Consider the following 18,698-nt stretch of genomic DNA (forward strand, 5'->3'; position numbering starts at 1 on the left):
TGTTTATCCCACCATTCCCATCAAATATACTACAGTGAAAATAAACACCCAAACTACGTCAATAAAGTGCCAATAAATCGATGCAACATAAAACTTCGGTGCATTGTATAAATTTAGACCTCTCTTCGCATTCCTAAAGATTAATGTTAAAATCCAACATAATCCAAACAATACGTGGAGTCCATGTGTACCAACAAGAGCATAAAACGCGGAACCAAATGCGCTACTTCTCATAGTATGCTTAAATTCATGCGTATAATGATAAAACTCATATATCTCAAATCCTAAAAACCCTAAACCTAACAGCACTGTTACTAGTAGCCAAAGTTGCATTTTTTTTAAGTTAAAGTTTTTCATATGGTACATCGCATATACGCTCGTTAAACTACTCGTTAATAAAAGCATCGTCATAATGAAGACAAGTGGCATTTGGAACATCTCTTGAGATGTTGGTCCACCATTTGTAGAATTCTTTAATGCTAAATATGTGCCAAATAAGGAAGCGAACAATACTGTTTCGCCTCCAAGAAATAACCAAAAACCGACAAATTTATTTTTCCCCTCAAGGGTTGCTTTTTCAGGCTCTGCTGGAAATGTTTCATTTGTTAACTTTTCATCTACATGCATTATGCCTTGCCCCCCTTATCTTCTAAATCTTCCTTATGAATATGATATCCATGATCATCAATTACTGAACGTAGGAACATTGCGCCAAATGTAATGATTAAACCGATAATTGCTACTAATAACCAAAACTTATCTTTTCCACCCTGCATATACATTGCACCGAATGCCGCTATAAACAATCCTAAAGAAATGATGAATGGTGAAAATGATGGATTTGGCATATGAATATCACCAACTGGTTCCGCTGCTGTCATCTCTTTATTCCCTTCACGTTTTTCAATCCAAAATGGATCTAACCCGCGAACAAATGGTAATTGTTTAAAGTTATATTCTGGTGTTGGTGCTGGCATTGTCCATTCTAGCGTACGTGCATCCCATGGATCACGACCAGCCTTTTCTTTTGAAACCGTCGTTTTAATTACATTGAATAGAAGAACGATTGTTCCAAGAGCCATAAATACCGCTCCAATAGAACTAATCATATTCCCCATTTCCAACCCTTGACCTTCAAGATATGTGTAGTAACGACGTGGCATACCAATTAACCCAAGGAAATGCTGTATGAAGAACGTTAAATGGAAACCGATAAAGAATAGCCAAAATGTTATCTTTCCTAACGTTTCATTCAATACTTTATTAAACATCAGTGGCCAATAATAATGAGCTCCTGCAAGTAAACCAAATACAACACCGCCGACGATTACATAATGAAAGTGAGCTACTACGAAATAGTTATCATGAAATTGATAATCCGCTGGTGCAGATGCTAGCATAACACCTGTAACTCCTCCCATTACGAATGATGGAATGAAAGCCACCGCCCACATCATCGGTGTCGTAAAACGAATACTTCCTCCCCACATTGTAAAGAGCCAGTTGAATATTTTAATACCAGTCGGTACTGCAATCGCCATTGTTGCAACTGAGAAAATAGCATTTGCAACTGGACCAAGCCCAACAGTAAACATATGATGCGCCCATACCATAAATCCTAAGAATCCAATTAATACTGTCGCGAACACCATTGATGAATAACCAAATAATCGTTTTTTCGAAAATGTCGCGAAGATTTCTGAGAATATTCCGAAAGCTGGGAGTATAAGAATGTATACTTCTGGATGACCGAAAATCCAGAATAAATGCTCCCATATAATCGTATTCCCACCCAATGCCGGATTAAAGAAACTTGTTCCAAATAAACGATCTAACATTAAAAGTCCTAATCCTACAGTTAATGGCGGAAAAGCGAATAATATTAGCGACGATGTTACAAATGTCGTCCATGTAAACATCGGCATACGCATATACGTCATCCCTGGCGCACGCATATTAATAATGGTTACAAGGAAATTAATACCTCCAATTAACGTACCAATACCGGAGATCTGCAAGCCTAATACATAAAAATCAACACCATGACCTTTAGAAGCTAACGCTAACGATGCATAAGATGTCCATCCTGCATCAGGTGCTCCACCTAAAAACCAACTTAAATTTAAAAATACTCCACCAAAGAAAAATAACCAAAATCCAAGTGAATTCAAAAACGGGAACGCTACATCACGTGCACCAATTTGAAGTGGTACAGCGGCGTTCATAAATGCAAACACGAGTGGCATAGCTGCGAGGAAAATCATTGTTGTACCGTGCATCGTTAATACCTGATTATAAGCATCCCCAACAAGAAAAGCATTGTTAGGAATCGCTAATTGAAGGCGAATAAATAGAGCTTCTATTCCGCCTATGACAAAAAACAATCCACCTGCAATTAAATAGAGAATGGCAATCTTTTTATGGTCTACTGTCGTTAAATAATCCCATATGACAGCACCCATCCCCTGTTTTTTTGCTACAGAACTCACGTTTTCAACCTCCCCTTCGCGAATAATCCCTCTTTACTTTTCAACTTTTAACGTTTGTAAGTATGCATTTAATGCATCAATTTGATCATCCGTTAAGTTGCCATATTTACCAGTCATTTTATTTCCTGGTTTCATATTTTCAGGATCTTTCAACCATTTTTTTAAGTTTTCTTCATTGTTTTCGGCAATGCCGGCAACTGTATCGCGATCCGCAAAGTTTGCTAAGTTTGGTGCGATACGAGCGGAAGGTGGTCTACTATCATTAGATCCAACTGCGTGACAACCAATACAGCTTTTATTAAATATTTCTTGGCCTTCTTGCGCCTTCGTTGAAGCTACTTCTTTCTTCCCATCAATCTTCTTCATATCAGCAAGCCACTGTTTGTACTCGCTTTCATCTAAAGCTTTCACTTTAAATTGCATTAAAGAATGTGATGGGCCGCAAAATTCTGTACAAAAACCATTATAAGTGCCCGATTTATCTGCCTTTAACCACATTTTGTTCACATTATCTGTATTTGTATCCATTTTCCCAGCTAAAGATGGAACCCAAAACGAATGTTTAATATCGGCACCCTTCAAATTCAAATACACTTTCTTACCTGTGGGGATGACTAAATCTTGAGAAGTTACTATCTTTTCTGATTTATAAGAAAATTCCCACCAATAAAGATTCGCTGTTACATCAACAACGATAGTATCTTTATCAATATTCTTTTTCTCCATCGCACTTACATCAGCAAGTTTGAATGTATATGTAACCGTCGGAACAGCTAAGATTAACAAAAGAATAATCGGAATAACTGTCCATATAATTTCTAGTTTGTGATTCCCTTCAACTTGCTCTGGAATATAATCTTCCTGACCTTTCTTTTGTCGGAAACGCACAATTACATATAAGAAAATAATAGTAACTACTAATACTACTCCTACCATGATTGCACTTGCTAGTAAGAGCAGATCATATTGCATTTTTGCTACTTCTCCTTGCGGAATTAAAGTAGATTGAAAGGCTTTACCGCATCCCCCTAACAGTAAAGCCAGCAGTGAAACGAACGAAAGCAGTCGCCACTGTTTCTTCATACAAACAACCCCCACTTTCCTTGTGAATTAGATTGTACTTTATAGTTAAGTAAAGTAAATCTCAACGTAAAGAAATCCAATTATGTCGTTGTCTTAGAAGAATGTAACTACAATCATTGATACAAATAAGATTGTTAAATAATTTAGGGAATAAACAAACATTTGCACAGACCATTTGATGTCATCTTTCTTACGGAAGCCATAAAATCCTAAAACGATCCATCCGATGTTAAGCAGTGTTGCAATTACCATAAATGTTATCCCTAGTCCACTCATATAAAATGGTAGTGGTAATAAACATACTGTCCAAATCATAATTTGGCGTTTCGTAATTTCAAATCCATGAACTACAGGAAGCATTGGAATTCCTGCATTTCGATATTCATCAACACGTTTCATTGCTAATGCAAGGAAATGTGGGATTTGCCAAATAAACATAATCAAAAATAGCATCCAAGCAATTGGATGACCTAAAGATGGATCGATTGCTGCCCATCCAATTAAAGGTGGAACTGCACCAGAGATACTACCTACTACAGTATTTAGTGTATACTTTCTCTTTGTCCATAAACTATATAGAACAACATATGTGAAAGCACCAATAAACCCCATTAACACTGCCATTGGTGTTGTTAATAATAAAAATACAAATCCAAGAAGTAATATAACTAATCCAAATGTAAGTGCAAATCCTGGTTTATACTTTCCAGTAACCGTTGGACGGGTCTTTGTTCTTTCCATTAATGGATCGATGTCTCGATCAATGTAGTTGTTTAAACAACATACCCCTGCCATAACTAATCCAGAACCAACGATTGTAAAAAATAACTTATCCAGATTGTCCATCACACTTAATCCATTAAAGTGTAATGCCAACCAAAATCCTGTAAATACAGTAAGTGTATTTGAGTTTACAATCCCCATTTTAACGAGTGCTTTTAAATCTTGTAACCGAGTTGTTTCCGGTACACTTGTAACAGCAGACTCATCATGCAGCTCACTTGTTGCATGGTTCATCACTTTAACCCCCTCTTAAAACTTTCATCTTTCTTTTTGCGCCTATTTCGAATGAAATATTTCGCCTCTATATAGCAATATTATTACAGTAGAAACATTGTTAATCCATTCTACTACTAATCTACGCCCATACTCCAATATATTAAATCATATTTCCCGAACATTTTGTGAAGAAAACATGAACTTTTTGTGTCGAATATAAAAAACGTAATTGTTACTTATCCATATCATAACATGATGTTACCTTCTATAATAAACCTTTTTGTCATATTTAACACGTATTCTCCCCATTTCTTTTCAAAATAGCCTATTTTCCACCTAAAAATTTCCTTATATATCCTATTTCCACACCCATTTTCTCTCCCCTGTCTTCCCCCGCCATTTCTTTGCTATTTTATTATTTTTTATATATCATAGGAACTAGCGCGTTTTATTCTATACATAATGGAATGAAAATATTTCGCAATAACTTCATAGAAGAAAGATGGTGAAAGAGATTGCAACGCTTTATTAAATGGTTAGCAGTCATTACGAGTCTTGATTTATTAATAGTTTTATTAGGAGGCGCCTTAGTTACAAAAACAGGTTCTGGCCAAGGGTGCGGTAAATCATGGCCACTTTGTAACGGTGAATTTGTTCCATCTAATTTATCAATGGAAACTATTATTGAACTAAGTCATCGCCTTACATCAGGATCAGCAGGAATTCTTGTTACTCTCCTTTGTATTTTGTCCTGGAAATATTATAAACATGTGCGCGAAACAAAAACGTTAGCAATTTTATCCTTCGTATTTTTAGTTGCACAAGCATTAATGGGAGCCGCAGCGGTTGTTTGGGGGCAAATGCCAGCTGTACTTGCTATCCATTTCGGTATCTCCTTAATTTCATTTGCTTCTGTCATTTTATTAACGTGTCTTATCTTTGAAATCGATCAAAAATTTGATGCACGTTCACTTATTATGGACAAAAAAATGAAATTTCATATTTATGGTGTAACAATTTACAGTTATATTGTCGTCTACACAGGAGCTTTAGTACGTCACGAACGAGCTAGCTTAGCCTGTCCAGACTTCCCTTTATGTAGCAAAAACAGACCTATGCCAACTCAACTACATGAATGGGTTCAAATGGGACATAGGGTTGCAGCGATGTTAATTTTCGCTTGGATACTATACGCAATGATTCTTGCTATTCGCCATTACAAACAGCAGCCTGTCGTCTACTGGGGATGGATCATTTCATTTATCCTTGTTACACTTCAAGCTATAGTAGGAATTTTAGTCGTATTTACAAATGCTAGTTTATCAATGGCATTATTACATTCATTATTCATTTCTTGTTTGTTTGCTGTACTATGCTATTTAGTTATGTTAGGTACAAGAAGTAAAGTGAATGCAAAAGAAGCTGCATCAACTTCTAAACAAACAAAATAAAGTTAAATGAAAATACCTTGCCGAATCAGCAAGGTATTTTTTGTAATATAAAAAAAGAGCTGTAATGACACAGCTCTTTTTTTATTTTAGTGATCTAATTCAATGAGTAAGTCACCCGTCTGAATTGCATCTCCATCGTTAACATATACTTTTTTCACTTTACCATTGAACGGCGCTTGAACTGTCGTTTCCATCTTCATCGCTTCTGTAATTGCCATAGAATCGCCTTTTTTCACTTCATCGCCTTCTTTTACAACTACTTTAATAACCGTTCCTGGCATTGTTGCGCTAATGTGTTTTGGATTTTCACGGTTTCCTTTCACGCGTTGTGCAACTGTCGCTTTCACACTTTCGTCTTTCACAACAATCTCACGTGGTTGACCGTTAAACTCCAAGTAAAGAACACGATTTCCATCTGGCTGAGGCTCTCCAATTGATACTAGTTTAACCATCAACGTTTTACCTTGTTCAATTTCCACATCGATTTCTTCACCAAGTCTCATACCATAGAAGAATGTCGGTGTATCAAGCACAGATACATTTCCATAAATCTCAGCAACTTTTTCGTAATCCATAAACACTTTTGGATATAATGCATATGCAACTACATCAAAAATCGTCACTTCACGTCCAAGTTTATGGAATAGCTCTTCTTTTAATGCGTCGAAATCCACTGGCTCTAATAATTCACCTGGTCTTACTGTTAACGGTTCTTTCCCTTTTAAAATAATTTCTTGTAACTTTTTCGGGAAACCACCATATGGTTGTCCTAAATCTCCTGAGAACATTTCAACAACAGATCCTGGGAAGTCCATAGAATGCCCACGCTCTAAAACATCTTGTTCTGTTAAGTGATTTTGAACCATAAATAATGCCATATCACCGACAACTTTTGATGATGGTGTTACTTTAACAATATCACCAAACATGTCATTCACGCGGCGGTACATTACTTTTACTTCATCGAAGCGATCTCCTAAACCAACCGCTTTCGCTTGTTGTTGTAAATTACTATATTGTCCGCCTGGCATTTCGTGCATATATACCTCTGTATGAGGAGCATTCATACCACTTTCAAACGGTGCATAGTATTTACGTACATCTTCCCAGTAATAAGATAGTTTTTCTAGTGAATCTATATTAACATCTGGCTGTCTTTCGTTTCCACCTAACGCATAGTATAGCGTGTTCGCACTTGGTTGTGACGTTTGACCAGCCATAGAACTTACTGCTACATCGACAATATCAACACCTGCTTCAATCGCTTTCGTATACGTTAATATACCATTCCCACTCGTATCGTGTGTGTGCAGGTGAATCGGAATCGATACCGTCTCTTTTAATGCTGAAACTAAATCATATGCTGCATTTGGTTTTAGTAAGCCCGCCATATCTTTAATACCTAAAATGTGAGCTCCTGATGCTTCTAACTCTTTTGCTAAGTTTTTATAGTAATTTAAATCATATTTACTACGTAATGGATCATGAATATCTCCTGTGTAGCACATAGTTGCTTCTGCAATTTTACCAGTATCTCGTACAGCAGCAATTGCAACTCTCATACCTTCTACCCAGTTTAAGCTATCAAAAATACGGAACACATCAATTCCAGCTTGAGCAGAACATTCCACAAACTTTTGAATTAAATTATCCGGATAGTTTTTGTAACCAACTGCGTTTGAAGAACGAAGTAACATTTGGAATAAAACGTTTGGCATTTTTTCACGAAGATCTAGCAATCGTTCCCATGGATCTTCTTTTAAGAAACGATATGCAACATCAAACGTTGCACCGCCCCACATTTCTGCTGAGAATAAGTTCGGTAACATTCTCGCTGTCGGCTCTGCAATTTGATGTAAATCTTTTGTACGAATACGCGTCGCAAGTAATGACTGATGCGCATCACGGAATGTTGTATCCGTTAAAAGTACACGTTTTTGATCTTGTACCCATTTTACTAATCCATCTGCTCCATGCTCATCCAAAATTTGTTTCGTACCATTTTGGATTGGCTCTGAATGTAGTACATTCGGTATACGAGCATCAGGGAAAATTGGTTTCTCTTTTTTTCCTACTCCTGGGAAGCCATTTACTGTTACTGTCCCAATGTAATTTAACATTTTCGTTCCACGGTCTTTACGTTTCGGGAACAAGAATAGTTCAGGTGATGCATCAATAAATGAAGTATCATATTCCCCTGATAAGAAGTTTTTATGTTTTACTACATTCTCTAGGAATGGAATATTTGTTTTAATACCACGAATACGGAATTCTTTTAAGTTACGTTCCATTTTTGCAGCAGCTTGTTCAAAAGTAAGCGCCCATGTTGTAACTTTTACAAGTAAAGAATCATAGTACGGTGTAATAACAGCGCCTTGGAAACTATTACCTGTATCAAGACGAACTCCAAAGCCCCCACCTGATCGGTATGCCATAATTTTTCCTGTATCCGGCATAAAATTATTTAGTGGATCCTCAGTCGTTACACGAGATTGTATTGCAAATCCATGTACAACAACTTCCTCTTGCTTCGGAACACCTACTATTTTGCTATGTAATGCATGTCCATCAGCTATTAAAATTTGTGATTGAACGATGTCTACTCCTGTAATCATTTCTGTAATCGTATGTTCTACTTGAACACGTGGATTCACTTCAATGAAATAGAAATTATCATCTTTAACCAGGAATTCAACTGTTCCTGCGTTTAAATAGTTTACATTTTTCGTTAACTTCACAGCAGCATCACAAATACGTTGACGCAAATCATCTGAAAGCGACACACTAGGTGCAATTTCTACTACTTTTTGGTGACGACGTTGTACAGAACAGTCTCGCTCGTATAAATGAACAACATTGCCCTCTTCATCTGCTAAAATTTGAACTTCTATATGTTTAGGTTTTTCAACGAATTTCTCTACGTATACTTCATCATTCCCAAAGGCTGCTTTTGCTTCTGACTTCGCACGATTATACGATTCTCTTAATTCTTCACTATTTCGTACAATACGCATACCACGACCGCCACCGCCAAGGGAAGCTTTAATAATAATCGGGTAATCATACTTTTCAGCAAATTCTTTGACTTCTTCTAACGAATCTACTGGCCCATCACTACCAGGAATAACTGGAATTTGTGCTAGCTGCGCTTGTGTTCTTGCTTTCACTTTATCTCCAAACATATCTAAATGCTTACTTTTTGGACCGATAAAGATAATCCCTTCTTCTTCACAACGTTTTGCGAATTGAATATTTTCTGACAAGAAACCATATCCAGGGTGGATTGCATCTACATGATTACTTTTCGCAATCTCAATAATGCCCTCAATATCTAGATAAGCATCAATTGGCTTTTTCCCTTCCCCAACTAAATAGGATTCATCGGCTTTATAACGATGATAAGAACCACTATCCTCTTTAGAATAGATTGCAACTGTTTTTAATCCAAGTTCCGAACAAGCTCGAAACACACGAATTGCAATCTCTCCACGGTTAGCTACCAATACTTTTTGAATACGTTGCAGCTTTGTCATGATCTTCCCCCTCTACTTTCCTACCACTCTAGAGATAAAATATATACACACCATAAAGAGCGTGAAGTTCTTCACTTTCTACATTATATTATATTTAGAAAGCTTCACTTTATTTTTATCCATCATACCTTATTTTTTAACAAATGATAAGTTTTCTGATTAATTTGTTTCACAAAAATAGTATAGCATACCTCTTCCTTTTCTAACAACTTAATTGTATATCACATTAGATTTAATGTGATATATTTTTTATTATAAATACCAATTAATACATCATATTTAATGTTTCTAAAAAATAAAAACACATCGCGCTCTAAAGCACAATGTGTTTTTATTTCACAACAACAAGACGTGGTCCATCTTGTTCTCTTTCTTTCATTTCCTCATTTTGCTGTTTTTCTTGTCGTTTTACATGACTAGCAACATTTAATAATATACCCATCGCAATTAGATTTGCTAATAGAGAACTACCACCATAACTAATAAACGGTAAAGGTACCCCTGTAAGCGGTATTAATCCAGACATACCACCAACATTAACAAATGTTTGTATTCCAATTAAACTTGCAATTCCGATTGCAAGTAAACTTCCAAATGGGTCTTTACATTTTTGCGCCACTCTAAACGAGCGAATGATAATAAGTAGTAAACAGATTAAAATGATAGCTACACCTATAAAACCTAGTTCTTCAGATATAATCGCCATAATAAAATCCGTTTGCGGCTCTGGTAAGTAGCCATACTTTTGTATACTATTTCCTAGTCCTCTACCATTTAACCCACCTGAGGCAATTCCAATAAACGAATTAACTAATTGGAATCCATCATTTTGAGGATCACTAAATGGATCAAGAAAAACTGAAAATCGCGCTTTTTGGTATTTACTTAATTTATAGTCCCCAATAAAATACAACGCCGGAATCCACACGACAGATGTTAATAAAAATCTTTTTATCCACAAGTTAACATTAACTCCTGAACAGAAGAACATAATTAACACTGTTCCACCTATTAATATGTCAGTCCCTAAGTCATTTTGTAATAAAATTAATACCATCGATCCACCGACAACAAATAGGGGAGGTATTATCCCTTGGAAAAAAGGGGTTTGCCTCTCTTGTTTCTTAGCAAAAAAACTTGCTAGCGTAATAATAATTGCTATTTTTACAAATTCAGCTGGTTGTATACCTAGTATCCATCCTCTTGCACCATTGATTACCTTACCGAAAAGGAGAGCTGCTGTTAGTAATCCAATACTCCCTAACCCCATCGCTGTAAGAACTATTTTTTTCCTCCACAATTTGTAAGGGATTATAACGACAATCACAAGTATTACCGTTCCAATAGCAAGAGCAACTAATTGTTTTTTAAAAAAGTAATCTGCTGGCCAGTTATATTTCGACGAAATCGCGACAATGGAACTAGAACTATATACCATTATAACTCCCAACACACATAAGATAACAAGAGGAAGTAATAATGAATAATCCATTGATTTCCATACTCTTTTCATTTCATTTCCTCTCTCTGTTTCAATTTAATTATTGTTGTATTCCATATGTACATTGATTCTTCCTGCTTTATTATACAAATAAAAAGCCCAAACTTTTTCAGTTTGAGCCCCCTTATTTGAACCCGTTATTGTTGTTTGTTTGTAAATGCTTCATGAAGTGCAGATAACTCACGTTCAAGCTCTCCTAACATTGCTTTCCCTTGTTCTTCTGCAATAAGACCAAGGCGAACTGCAAAGTCGACCTCGCGGGATAGTCCAAACATTTGTGTGTCTAACACTTCTTCATATAATGGACATTGCGGCATTGTAAGATGGTCCATTTGCACCTTAATAAGTCTTAAAATCTTCTCCGCATCCGCTTGTAGAAGGGCTAGTGCCTTTTCCTGATGATTTGATACTGTCTCAGACGCCAAATTGATTCCCTCCGTTTCCGTCCTACTCTCTCCTATCTATTAATATTAGCGATAGTTTTAATAAATTGCAATAGAAACATTTTTTGTGACAATAGTGTCTAATACTATTATACTGAAAAGTGGGAGTATAACACAAATGGGGGAACAACAATGAGCGAAATTTTATTTATTAATGGAAAAGTTCGGTTTCCAATCACTATCGATCCAACGGTTTGGATCTTTGATGATCGAAAAGTAGATTTGACAACTTACTTTGATGAAACGAGAGAAAACATATCAGAACTAGAAGCTTATTTAAAAAACACTTCAGAGCATTGGGATCGCGAAATCCGTGATGGTGCTGCTTTCCCGCCGATACAACAAAGTGTAAAGAAATATAAAAAAGAACAGCTAGTTACTGGAACGTTCGGTATGCCATTTCATCCTTTTCTTGCTAACGCTGAAATTTCAGATGACGCTACGCAAGTCGAGGTCGAAACAGTGGATCATACATTTACGCTTCCATTAGAAACCGTCAAAAATGCTATTCTTGGTTTTTCGAAAGAAGGGAAACCATTAAAAGAAGATGGACCTGTTCATCTATATTACAATGATGGATCTAATAGACAAAATCCAATCCGTAACATTCGTAAATTTACCATTATTTAATGTGTATATTTGAAAGAAAAAAGGAGTGAGCCAAGGCTCACTCCTTTTTATAATAAATCTGCTGCCAGTTGAGCTAAATTAGATCGCTCTCCTTTAACAAATTTCACATGACCACTAATACGTTGCTCTTTAAATTTCTCTACCACATATGTTAAACCGTTATTATACTCATCCAAATACGGATGATCAATTTGCTGAGGATCTCCCATTAATACGATTTTACTTTTCTCTCCTACCCTTGTTAGTATCGTTTTCACTTCATGCTTCGTTAAATTTTGTGCTTCGTCAATTATAATGAACTGATCTGGAATACTTCTTCCGCGTATATACGTAAGAGCTTCTACTTCAATCGAACCCATTCCAGCTAAAATCGCATCTAGCTCTCCTGGCTTTTTCGTATTAAATAAATACTCTAAGTTATCAAAAATCGGTTGCATCCACGGTCTTAACTTTTCTTCTTTTTCTCCTGGTAAATAACCGATATCTTTTCCGACGGGAACAATTGGTCTTGCAACGAGTAATTTTTTATATAGTCCTAAATCTTCCGTTTGCATGAGTCCCGAAGCTAAAGCTAGTAATGTTTTTCCTGTACCAGCTTTCCCCGTTAATGTTACTAGTGGAATATCTTCACGAAGCAACAATTCTAATCCCATAATTTGCTGCACATTTCGTGGTCGTATCCCCCATACTTGTTCATTGTGAAAAATAAGTTTCTTTACCTTCTTACCTAAGTGATCCACAATGCCAAGTGCTGAACTAGATCCCCCTAATGCATCTTTCATTACTACAAACTGATTTGGATAAAAAGGATGATTTGCAATTTCGGATAAAGGCAATTCACCTTTTTCATAAAAATAATCCAATTGCTCTTTTGATATATACCCTTCTAAAAATCCTGAATATATATTTTCTACTTCAATTACGCGATCGCTTAAATAATCTTCCGCCTTCAAACCAATTGCATCTGCCTTTACCCTCACGAGCACGTCTTTACTTACTAAAATAACAGATTTCCCATCCTCTTTTTCTTGTTCTTCTAAAGATAGATTTTTTGCTACAGCTAAAATTCGATTATCATTTGTCTTTTCTATAAAAATATCTTGTAGTTGGACAAATGAACGATGGTTTAATTCAATACGAAATGTACCGCCGTTTTCTAGCGGAATACTTTCATGCAGCTTTCCTATTTCTCGAAATTTGTCTATTAACTTAGATACATAACGAGCGTTTCTTCCTACTTCATCCATGTAACGTTTTTTCGAATCAACCTCTTCTAATACAACTGCTGGAATCACTACTTCATTGGTTTCAAATGAAAAAATAGATAAAGGATCCTGCAAAAGTACATTCGTATCTAACACATAAATTTTATCCAACCTGTTACCCCCTGACTCCACTTTTAAATTTGTAGAACAAGGGTTTCATCCATAAAATATGGACGAACCATTGTTATAATTATATGTACCGTATAAACGAGGTAGAATCGAAATATATCGCCATTAAACCTTTTATTTATTTTTTATTCATTTCTATTCAATATATTACTTTTAATTATAATTATTAACATAAAATCACAATAACTGATTACAAAAGTTAATAACTAACTTTCTTATTGATCGCATTTATAATTCTTTCATTCCTACCAATACTTGATTATCGAGCTTTTTTGCTGCCCGAAGATCATATGTTTTTTCATATGTTGGCTCAGTTGCAAGTTTTGCACCATAAAACATCACATCACGTACTTCTTGTACATTTACTTCTATTACAGTTAATTTTAGAGGAATGCCTTCCATTCTATCAGTCAAAATTTCGCCTGCACCACTTATGGAAAATACGGATTCATTCGCCATTATAGTCAATACCACCCCAGTACTATGCCGTATATTTTCCACAATACGAGAACGTTGATCTACTGCAAATCGAATACTAGTTTTACTCACCGCATACACCCAAGAAATAGCACTTACGTTGGGAACTTGTTTTTCAAAATCTGTTGTTGCTACCATGACAATACACTCTTTACGTAACGTTTGTACTAAATCATTTGTTAATGTAGGCTCTACTACATTCGCCATATTTCCACCTCCAAATATACTTAATATATCCTTATCATAACTTATTTTTCGAATTGCGAAAATATTATTTTTTCCCGCTATTATTCAAAAACATTACACTTCCATGATATACTTATACTGATAGAATTCGTATTGAGGTGACGAAATGAGAGTCAAATGTATGATTTGTGATAAAAAAGATATGTTAGATGATGAAAATCCTATGGCAAAAAAACTGCGTAATCGCCCTATTCATACATATATGTGCATGGAATGTTCAGAACGAATTGCAGAACGTACGCTGGAACGTCATGCAAGTGGTAACTTCCGACTATATCGTGATAAAAAAGTCGAAGACGATTGGTAAAATGTAAATAAGTCCTTAATCATATAGATAAGGACTTATTTATATTTTTCAGGTTCACGATTCATTTGATCCAAGAAACAATCAATAGCTTCTAATGGAAACCGTGCAGATTTTCGTTCCCCATTCATTTCATATGAAATCAAATACATTTCTTCGTTCTTTTCAACTTCCACATTCTTTAATTTGTGCTCTTCATATATCATATTTTGAAATAGTAAATATGTTTCTTTTGCTGCATTATCATCTGGACGTGCTTCGGCAACTGTTTTAATTGTTAACCAATTATATAATGCATCTTGCACTGAACGCATAAAACTTCGCCTCCCTCACCCTGCTTTTTGTTGTCTTGCTTGATGTAATCGCAATCTATAAATCCCAAGCACAATTGCCGCTACAACAAGTCCCTCTCCAACAGGTAAAAAAACTGCAAAGAAAGTTAAAACTGTACATCCAATCACTAACGATATATATATCACTATATTTTTTATTATGGATAGCTTTCTTGCAAAACCTAAATTATACACAATTGCACTTAATATTATAATGATGCCATACAGTAACCACATCCCTAGTTCTGGATTTTCATCAACTTTACATAATTTCGCAAAAAACGACATTCTTTCTAACACCATTTATCCCCCTTCCTCATAAATCAAACAATTTTTCTTCATGTACTTAATACAAGAGTAACCTGTGAAAAAAATACTGTCCACAAAAAAGAGTAAATATTCTAAAAAATAAACATAAAAAAACAGCTACCTTAATTAAAGGTAGCTGTTCTACTATTTTACGCTTCTACAGATTTCTTTTTCTTAGCAGCTCTTTCGCGCTCGCTCTTATCAAGAATCTTTTTACGTAGACGAATTGATTCTGGAGTTACTTCACAGAACTCGTCATCGTTTAAGTACTCTAATGACTCTTCTAAAGTCATTAAGCGTGGTTTTTTCATTGTTGAAGTTTGATCTTTCGTTGCAGAACGAATGTTAGTTTGTTGTTTCATTTTTACAACGTTAACTGTTAAGTCATTCTCACGAGTATGTTCTCCAACAATCATACCAGCATATACTTCTGTACCTGGTTCAACGAAGATTACACCACGGTCTTCAACTTGCATAATACCGTATTGTGATGCTTTTCCTGTTTCAAGTGAAACTAGAACACCTTGGCGACGTCCACCAACTTGTCCAGCGTGTACTGGTTGGTAGCAATCGAATGTATGGTTTAAAATACCGTAACCACGAGTTAATGTTAAGAATTCTGTTGTGTAACCAATTAAACCACGTGCTGGAACCATGAAAGTAAGGCGAACTTGACCGTTTCCGTTATTCACCATATCTAACATTTCACCTTTACGTGCACCCATAGATTCCATGATTGAACCAGTATATTCTTCAGGTACATCGATTTGTACACGCTCTACAGGCTCACATCTTACGCCATCAACTTCTTTAATAATTACTTCTGGCTTAGATACTTGTAGTTCATAACCTTCACGACGCATGTTTTCAATTAAGATAGATAAATGTAGTTCCCCACGTCCAGATACGATCCATGCATCAGGAGACTCTGTATTATCTACACGTAAACTTACATCTGTTTCTAATTGTGAACGAAGACGCTCTTCAATTTTACGAGATGTAATGTATTTACCTTCACGACCTGCAAATGGACTGTTATTTACAAGGAACGTCATTTGTAGTGTCGGCTCATCAATACGTAATAATGGTAACGCATCTTCATGCTCAACTGGACATACTGTTTCACCAACGTTGATGTCTTCCATACCTGAAACGGCTACTAAGTCACCAGCTTTTGCTTCTTCAATTTCTTGACGTTTTAACCCAATGTAACCAAATAATTTTGTTACACGGAATTGTTTTACACTTCCGTCAACTTTCATTAAAGCAACTTGTTGTCCTACTTTCATTGTACCGCGGAATACACGGCCAACCCCAATACGTCCAACATAGTCATTGTAATCAAGAAGTGCTACTTGGAATTGAAGTGGCTCTTCGCTGTTATCGATTGGCGCTGGAATATGTTCGATAATTGTATCAAATAATGATTTCATATTCTCTTCTTGATTTGCTGGGTTTGAATCTAAGCTTGCTGTTCCGTTCATTGCTGATGCAAATACAACTGGGAACTCTAATTGATCTTCGTTTGCACCAAGTTCGATGAATAAATCGATTACTTCATCAACTACTTCATCCGGACGAGCGAAGTCACGGTCAATTTTGTTTACAACTACGATTGGAGTCAAGTTTTGCTCAAGAGCTTTCTTTAAAACAAATCGTGTTTGTGGCATACAACCTTCATATGCATCAACAACAAGTAAAACACCATCAACCATTTTCATGATACGTTCTACTTCTCCACCGAAGTCAGCGTGACCAGGTGTATCTAAAATGTTAATTCTTTTATCTTCATAGTGAATCGCTGTATTTTTCGCTAAAATTGTAATACCGCGTTCTCTTTCTAGATCATTTGAATCCATTGCACGTTCTTCAACGTGTTCGTTCGCACGGAAAGTCCCCGCTTGACGTAATAACTGGTCAACAAGTGTTGTTTTACCATGGTCAACGTGGGCAATAATTGCTATATTACGTAAATCTTGTCGTTTTTTCAACATGTCCAACTCCTAATGTCTTTTTAATCCTTCTCTATTATAAGAGCGAAGGGGATACAATAGCAATTAAAATAAAATCAAGAATGAAAATATAGTTGTATTCTTACTTTTGTGAAAGTAAAATGAGATTGGAGGGTGAAGAAATGGAACACATTCAATATCGCTTTTTATTAACCGCAATTATCGGTGTTATTTTCTTAATTGGTATCGGCATTATGATTGCTGAAAATAGTCCCATCGGTATTATTATTTGCATTATCGGCACATTTGTTACAGTTGGATACGGTTTTGTAACAAAAAGAAAAATGCGCAAATCACAATAACGCTAAAAAGTAAGAAGCTTATATACAGCCTCTTACTTTTTTTGTTACTCCGATATAAACGATAACACTTCTTCATACACCCCTGGTTTTGCAACTAACACGCTACTCTTCTCTACAATAGAAAGCGTGGCTCCAGAGAAGGTTGTCACCTTGCCTCCAACTTCCTCTACAATTATCTGTCCCCCGCCAAAATCCCATGGTGATAATCTCGGCGTTACATATGCATCTATTCTCCCTGTTGCAACGTATACCATCTCTAACGCTGCACAGCCATATGATCTCGTGCCCCTTGCTTTCTTAACAAGTGCCATCATACTTTCCATATTAAGCAATGGATTGTCGGTAAGCCATATCGCATTTAAAGCTACAATACCTTGCTCTACAGTCCCTTTTTGTAATAAAGGTATTGGCACTTCATTACAAAAAGCTCCAGCACCTTTTAATGCATGATATAATTCATCATGAACTGGATCATAAATAAGTCCAATCTTTCCGATACCGTTCTCATAAATTCCAATTGAAATAGCAAAATTTCTTTTTTGATGGACAAAGTTCATCGTGCCGTCAATTGGATCAATTAACCAAACAATCCCGTCAGAAGAAGTTACCTCATCTCCATAACCCTCTTCCCCTAAAATATTATGATGTGGAAATGTTTCTTTAATTTTCCCAATTAAAAACTGTTCTATTTCTCGGTCCATATTTGTTACTAAGTCAGCTGCATTTGATTTTGTTTCTATAATAAGTGCCTTTTTCATTGATGCCATTAAACGCTCCCCCGCATCCCGAATCCACTGTTTGGCGTGTGCATCGATGTCTTTCCATACTTCTTGCATGTTTAAACACTCCGATCTATACTGTTCACAGAAAAAACGAACCCTTTATAAGGTTCGCACCAACTAATTTTTTATACATATACTATTATTACGCTTCTAAACGAATCATTTCAAGTCTTAACACTTCTAACTTTTGTACACACTCTTCTTTTTTCTGTTTATCATTTTCCATCATCGCATCATATAAAGTCGCTAATTCATAATCTAGCTCCAAACGTAGCACCGGAATTCTCTTTTCAGCATCTGTTCTCTTTAACGCATTAATCACCTGTCTCATATTATTTGCCTCCTCCCAATATTCGTCTGCCCTCGGACTATAATTGACTCAATTTTCTGATTTTTTGTTTTATACTATAC

General features: G+C 35.9%; 18 protein-coding genes. 4 read left to right on the top strand and 14 right to left on the bottom strand.

The features are described from left to right. Positions 1–3: 3 nt before the first annotated feature. The 4 genes from ctaE to ctaB all read right to left on the bottom strand — a co-directional run bounded on the left by ctaE (position 4) and on the right by ctaB (position 4,589). A complete protein-coding gene (gene ctaE, locus AAG068_RS19770) occupies positions 4–627 on the bottom strand; it encodes a cytochrome c oxidase subunit III (RefSeq protein WP_342715559.1) in 624 nt (207 codons plus the stop codon). After that, positions 627–2,462: a cytochrome c oxidase subunit I gene (gene ctaD / locus AAG068_RS19775; RefSeq protein ID WP_170879233.1), complete on the bottom strand. Its 1,836-nt coding sequence runs from the start codon at positions 2,460–2,462 to the stop codon at positions 627–629. The genes ctaE and ctaD overlap by 1 nt, the downstream gene beginning before the upstream one ends. Positions 2,463–2,522: 60 nt before the next feature. Continuing rightward, positions 2,523–3,572 (bottom strand): cytochrome c oxidase subunit II, encoded by a 1,050-nt coding sequence (gene coxB / locus AAG068_RS19780; protein WP_048530648.1) that lies wholly within the window; start codon positions 3,570–3,572, stop codon positions 2,523–2,525. Positions 3,573–3,665: 93 nt separating this feature from the next. Beyond that, positions 3,666–4,589, bottom strand: coding sequence for a protoheme IX farnesyltransferase (ctaB, locus tag AAG068_RS19785; protein WP_001015058.1), 924 nt, complete (start codon positions 4,587–4,589; stop codon positions 3,666–3,668). A 497-nt stretch (positions 4,590–5,086) separates the two neighbouring features. Here ctaB and ctaA point away from each other — a divergent pair, with 497 nt between their 5' ends. Further along, entirely contained in the window at positions 5,087–6,022 is a 936-nt protein-coding gene (gene ctaA / locus AAG068_RS19790; protein ID WP_001188737.1) for a heme A synthase, read from the top strand. A gap of 86 nt (positions 6,023–6,108) precedes the next feature. Here the strand turns inward: ctaA and pyc are convergent, their stop codons facing one another. From pyc to AAG068_RS19805, 3 genes are all read right to left on the bottom strand, one after another. Next, entirely contained in the window at positions 6,109–9,555 is a 3,447-nt protein-coding gene (pyc, locus tag AAG068_RS19795) for a pyruvate carboxylase (RefSeq protein ID WP_342715560.1), read from the bottom strand. A gap of 331 nt (positions 9,556–9,886) precedes the next feature. Further along, entirely contained in the window at positions 9,887–11,068 is a 1,182-nt protein-coding gene (gene ftsW, locus AAG068_RS19800) for a putative lipid II flippase FtsW (protein ID WP_342715561.1), read from the bottom strand. 125 nt (positions 11,069–11,193) lie between these two features. After that, positions 11,194–11,481 (bottom strand): YlaN family protein, encoded by a 288-nt coding sequence (locus tag AAG068_RS19805; RefSeq protein ID WP_000135695.1) that lies wholly within the window; start codon positions 11,479–11,481, stop codon positions 11,194–11,196. Between the two features lie 150 nt (positions 11,482–11,631). Between AAG068_RS19805 and AAG068_RS19810 the strand changes: the two genes are divergently transcribed. Further along, complete coding sequence (locus AAG068_RS19810) at positions 11,632–12,129, top strand: peptidyl-prolyl cis-trans isomerase (protein ID WP_342715562.1); 498 nt, start codon at positions 11,632–11,634, stop codon at positions 12,127–12,129. A 47-nt stretch (positions 12,130–12,176) separates the two neighbouring features. On the opposite strand, the gene AAG068_RS19815 is transcribed toward AAG068_RS19810, so the two are convergent. Continuing rightward, positions 12,177–13,505: a PhoH family protein gene (locus AAG068_RS19815; protein WP_088054015.1), complete on the bottom strand. Its 1,329-nt coding sequence runs from the start codon at positions 13,503–13,505 to the stop codon at positions 12,177–12,179. 246 nt (positions 13,506–13,751) lie between these two features. Next, the gene (locus AAG068_RS19820) at positions 13,752–14,207 is read right to left on the bottom strand and encodes a pyridoxamine 5'-phosphate oxidase family protein (protein WP_342715563.1); all 456 of its coding nucleotides are present in this window, start codon (positions 14,205–14,207) and stop codon (positions 13,752–13,754) included. A 145-nt stretch (positions 14,208–14,352) separates the two neighbouring features. On the opposite strand from AAG068_RS19820, the gene AAG068_RS19825 reads away from it, so the two are divergent. Next, on the top strand, positions 14,353–14,553 hold the full coding sequence (locus AAG068_RS19825; RefSeq protein ID WP_033701671.1) for a YlaI family protein: 201 nt from the start codon (positions 14,353–14,355) through the stop codon (positions 14,551–14,553). A gap of 35 nt (positions 14,554–14,588) precedes the next feature. Here AAG068_RS19825 and AAG068_RS19830 read toward each other — a convergent pair whose 3' ends face one another. From AAG068_RS19830 to typA, 3 genes are all read right to left on the bottom strand, one after another. Then, positions 14,589–14,864, bottom strand: coding sequence for a hypothetical protein (locus tag AAG068_RS19830; RefSeq protein WP_098667494.1), 276 nt, complete (start codon positions 14,862–14,864; stop codon positions 14,589–14,591). 15 nt (positions 14,865–14,879) lie between these two features. Next, positions 14,880–15,182: a YlaH-like family protein gene (locus AAG068_RS19835; protein WP_342715564.1), complete on the bottom strand. Its 303-nt coding sequence runs from the start codon at positions 15,180–15,182 to the stop codon at positions 14,880–14,882. A 158-nt stretch (positions 15,183–15,340) separates the two neighbouring features. Then, positions 15,341–17,185, bottom strand: coding sequence for a translational GTPase TypA (gene typA / locus AAG068_RS19840; protein ID WP_000914761.1), 1,845 nt, complete (start codon positions 17,183–17,185; stop codon positions 15,341–15,343). Positions 17,186–17,325: 140 nt separating this feature from the next. Between typA and AAG068_RS19845 the strand changes: the two genes are divergently transcribed. Further along, positions 17,326–17,505, top strand: a complete 180-nt coding sequence (locus tag AAG068_RS19845) for a DUF5325 family protein (protein WP_000400127.1) — start codon at positions 17,326–17,328, stop codon at positions 17,503–17,505. 44 nt (positions 17,506–17,549) lie between these two features. On the opposite strand, the gene AAG068_RS19850 is transcribed toward AAG068_RS19845, so the two are convergent. Both AAG068_RS19850 and AAG068_RS19855 read right to left on the bottom strand, forming a co-directional pair. After that, positions 17,550–18,341, bottom strand: a complete 792-nt coding sequence (locus tag AAG068_RS19850) for an inositol monophosphatase family protein (RefSeq protein ID WP_342715565.1) — start codon at positions 18,339–18,341, stop codon at positions 17,550–17,552. A gap of 88 nt (positions 18,342–18,429) precedes the next feature. Beyond that, positions 18,430–18,618: a hypothetical protein gene (locus tag AAG068_RS19855; RefSeq protein WP_001250168.1), complete on the bottom strand. Its 189-nt coding sequence runs from the start codon at positions 18,616–18,618 to the stop codon at positions 18,430–18,432. Positions 18,619–18,698: the final 80 nt, after the last annotated feature.

Origin of the sequence: Bacillus paramycoides (assembly GCF_038971285.1) — a bacterium.
Lineage (GTDB): Bacteria > Bacillota > Bacilli > Bacillales > Bacillaceae_G > Bacillus_A.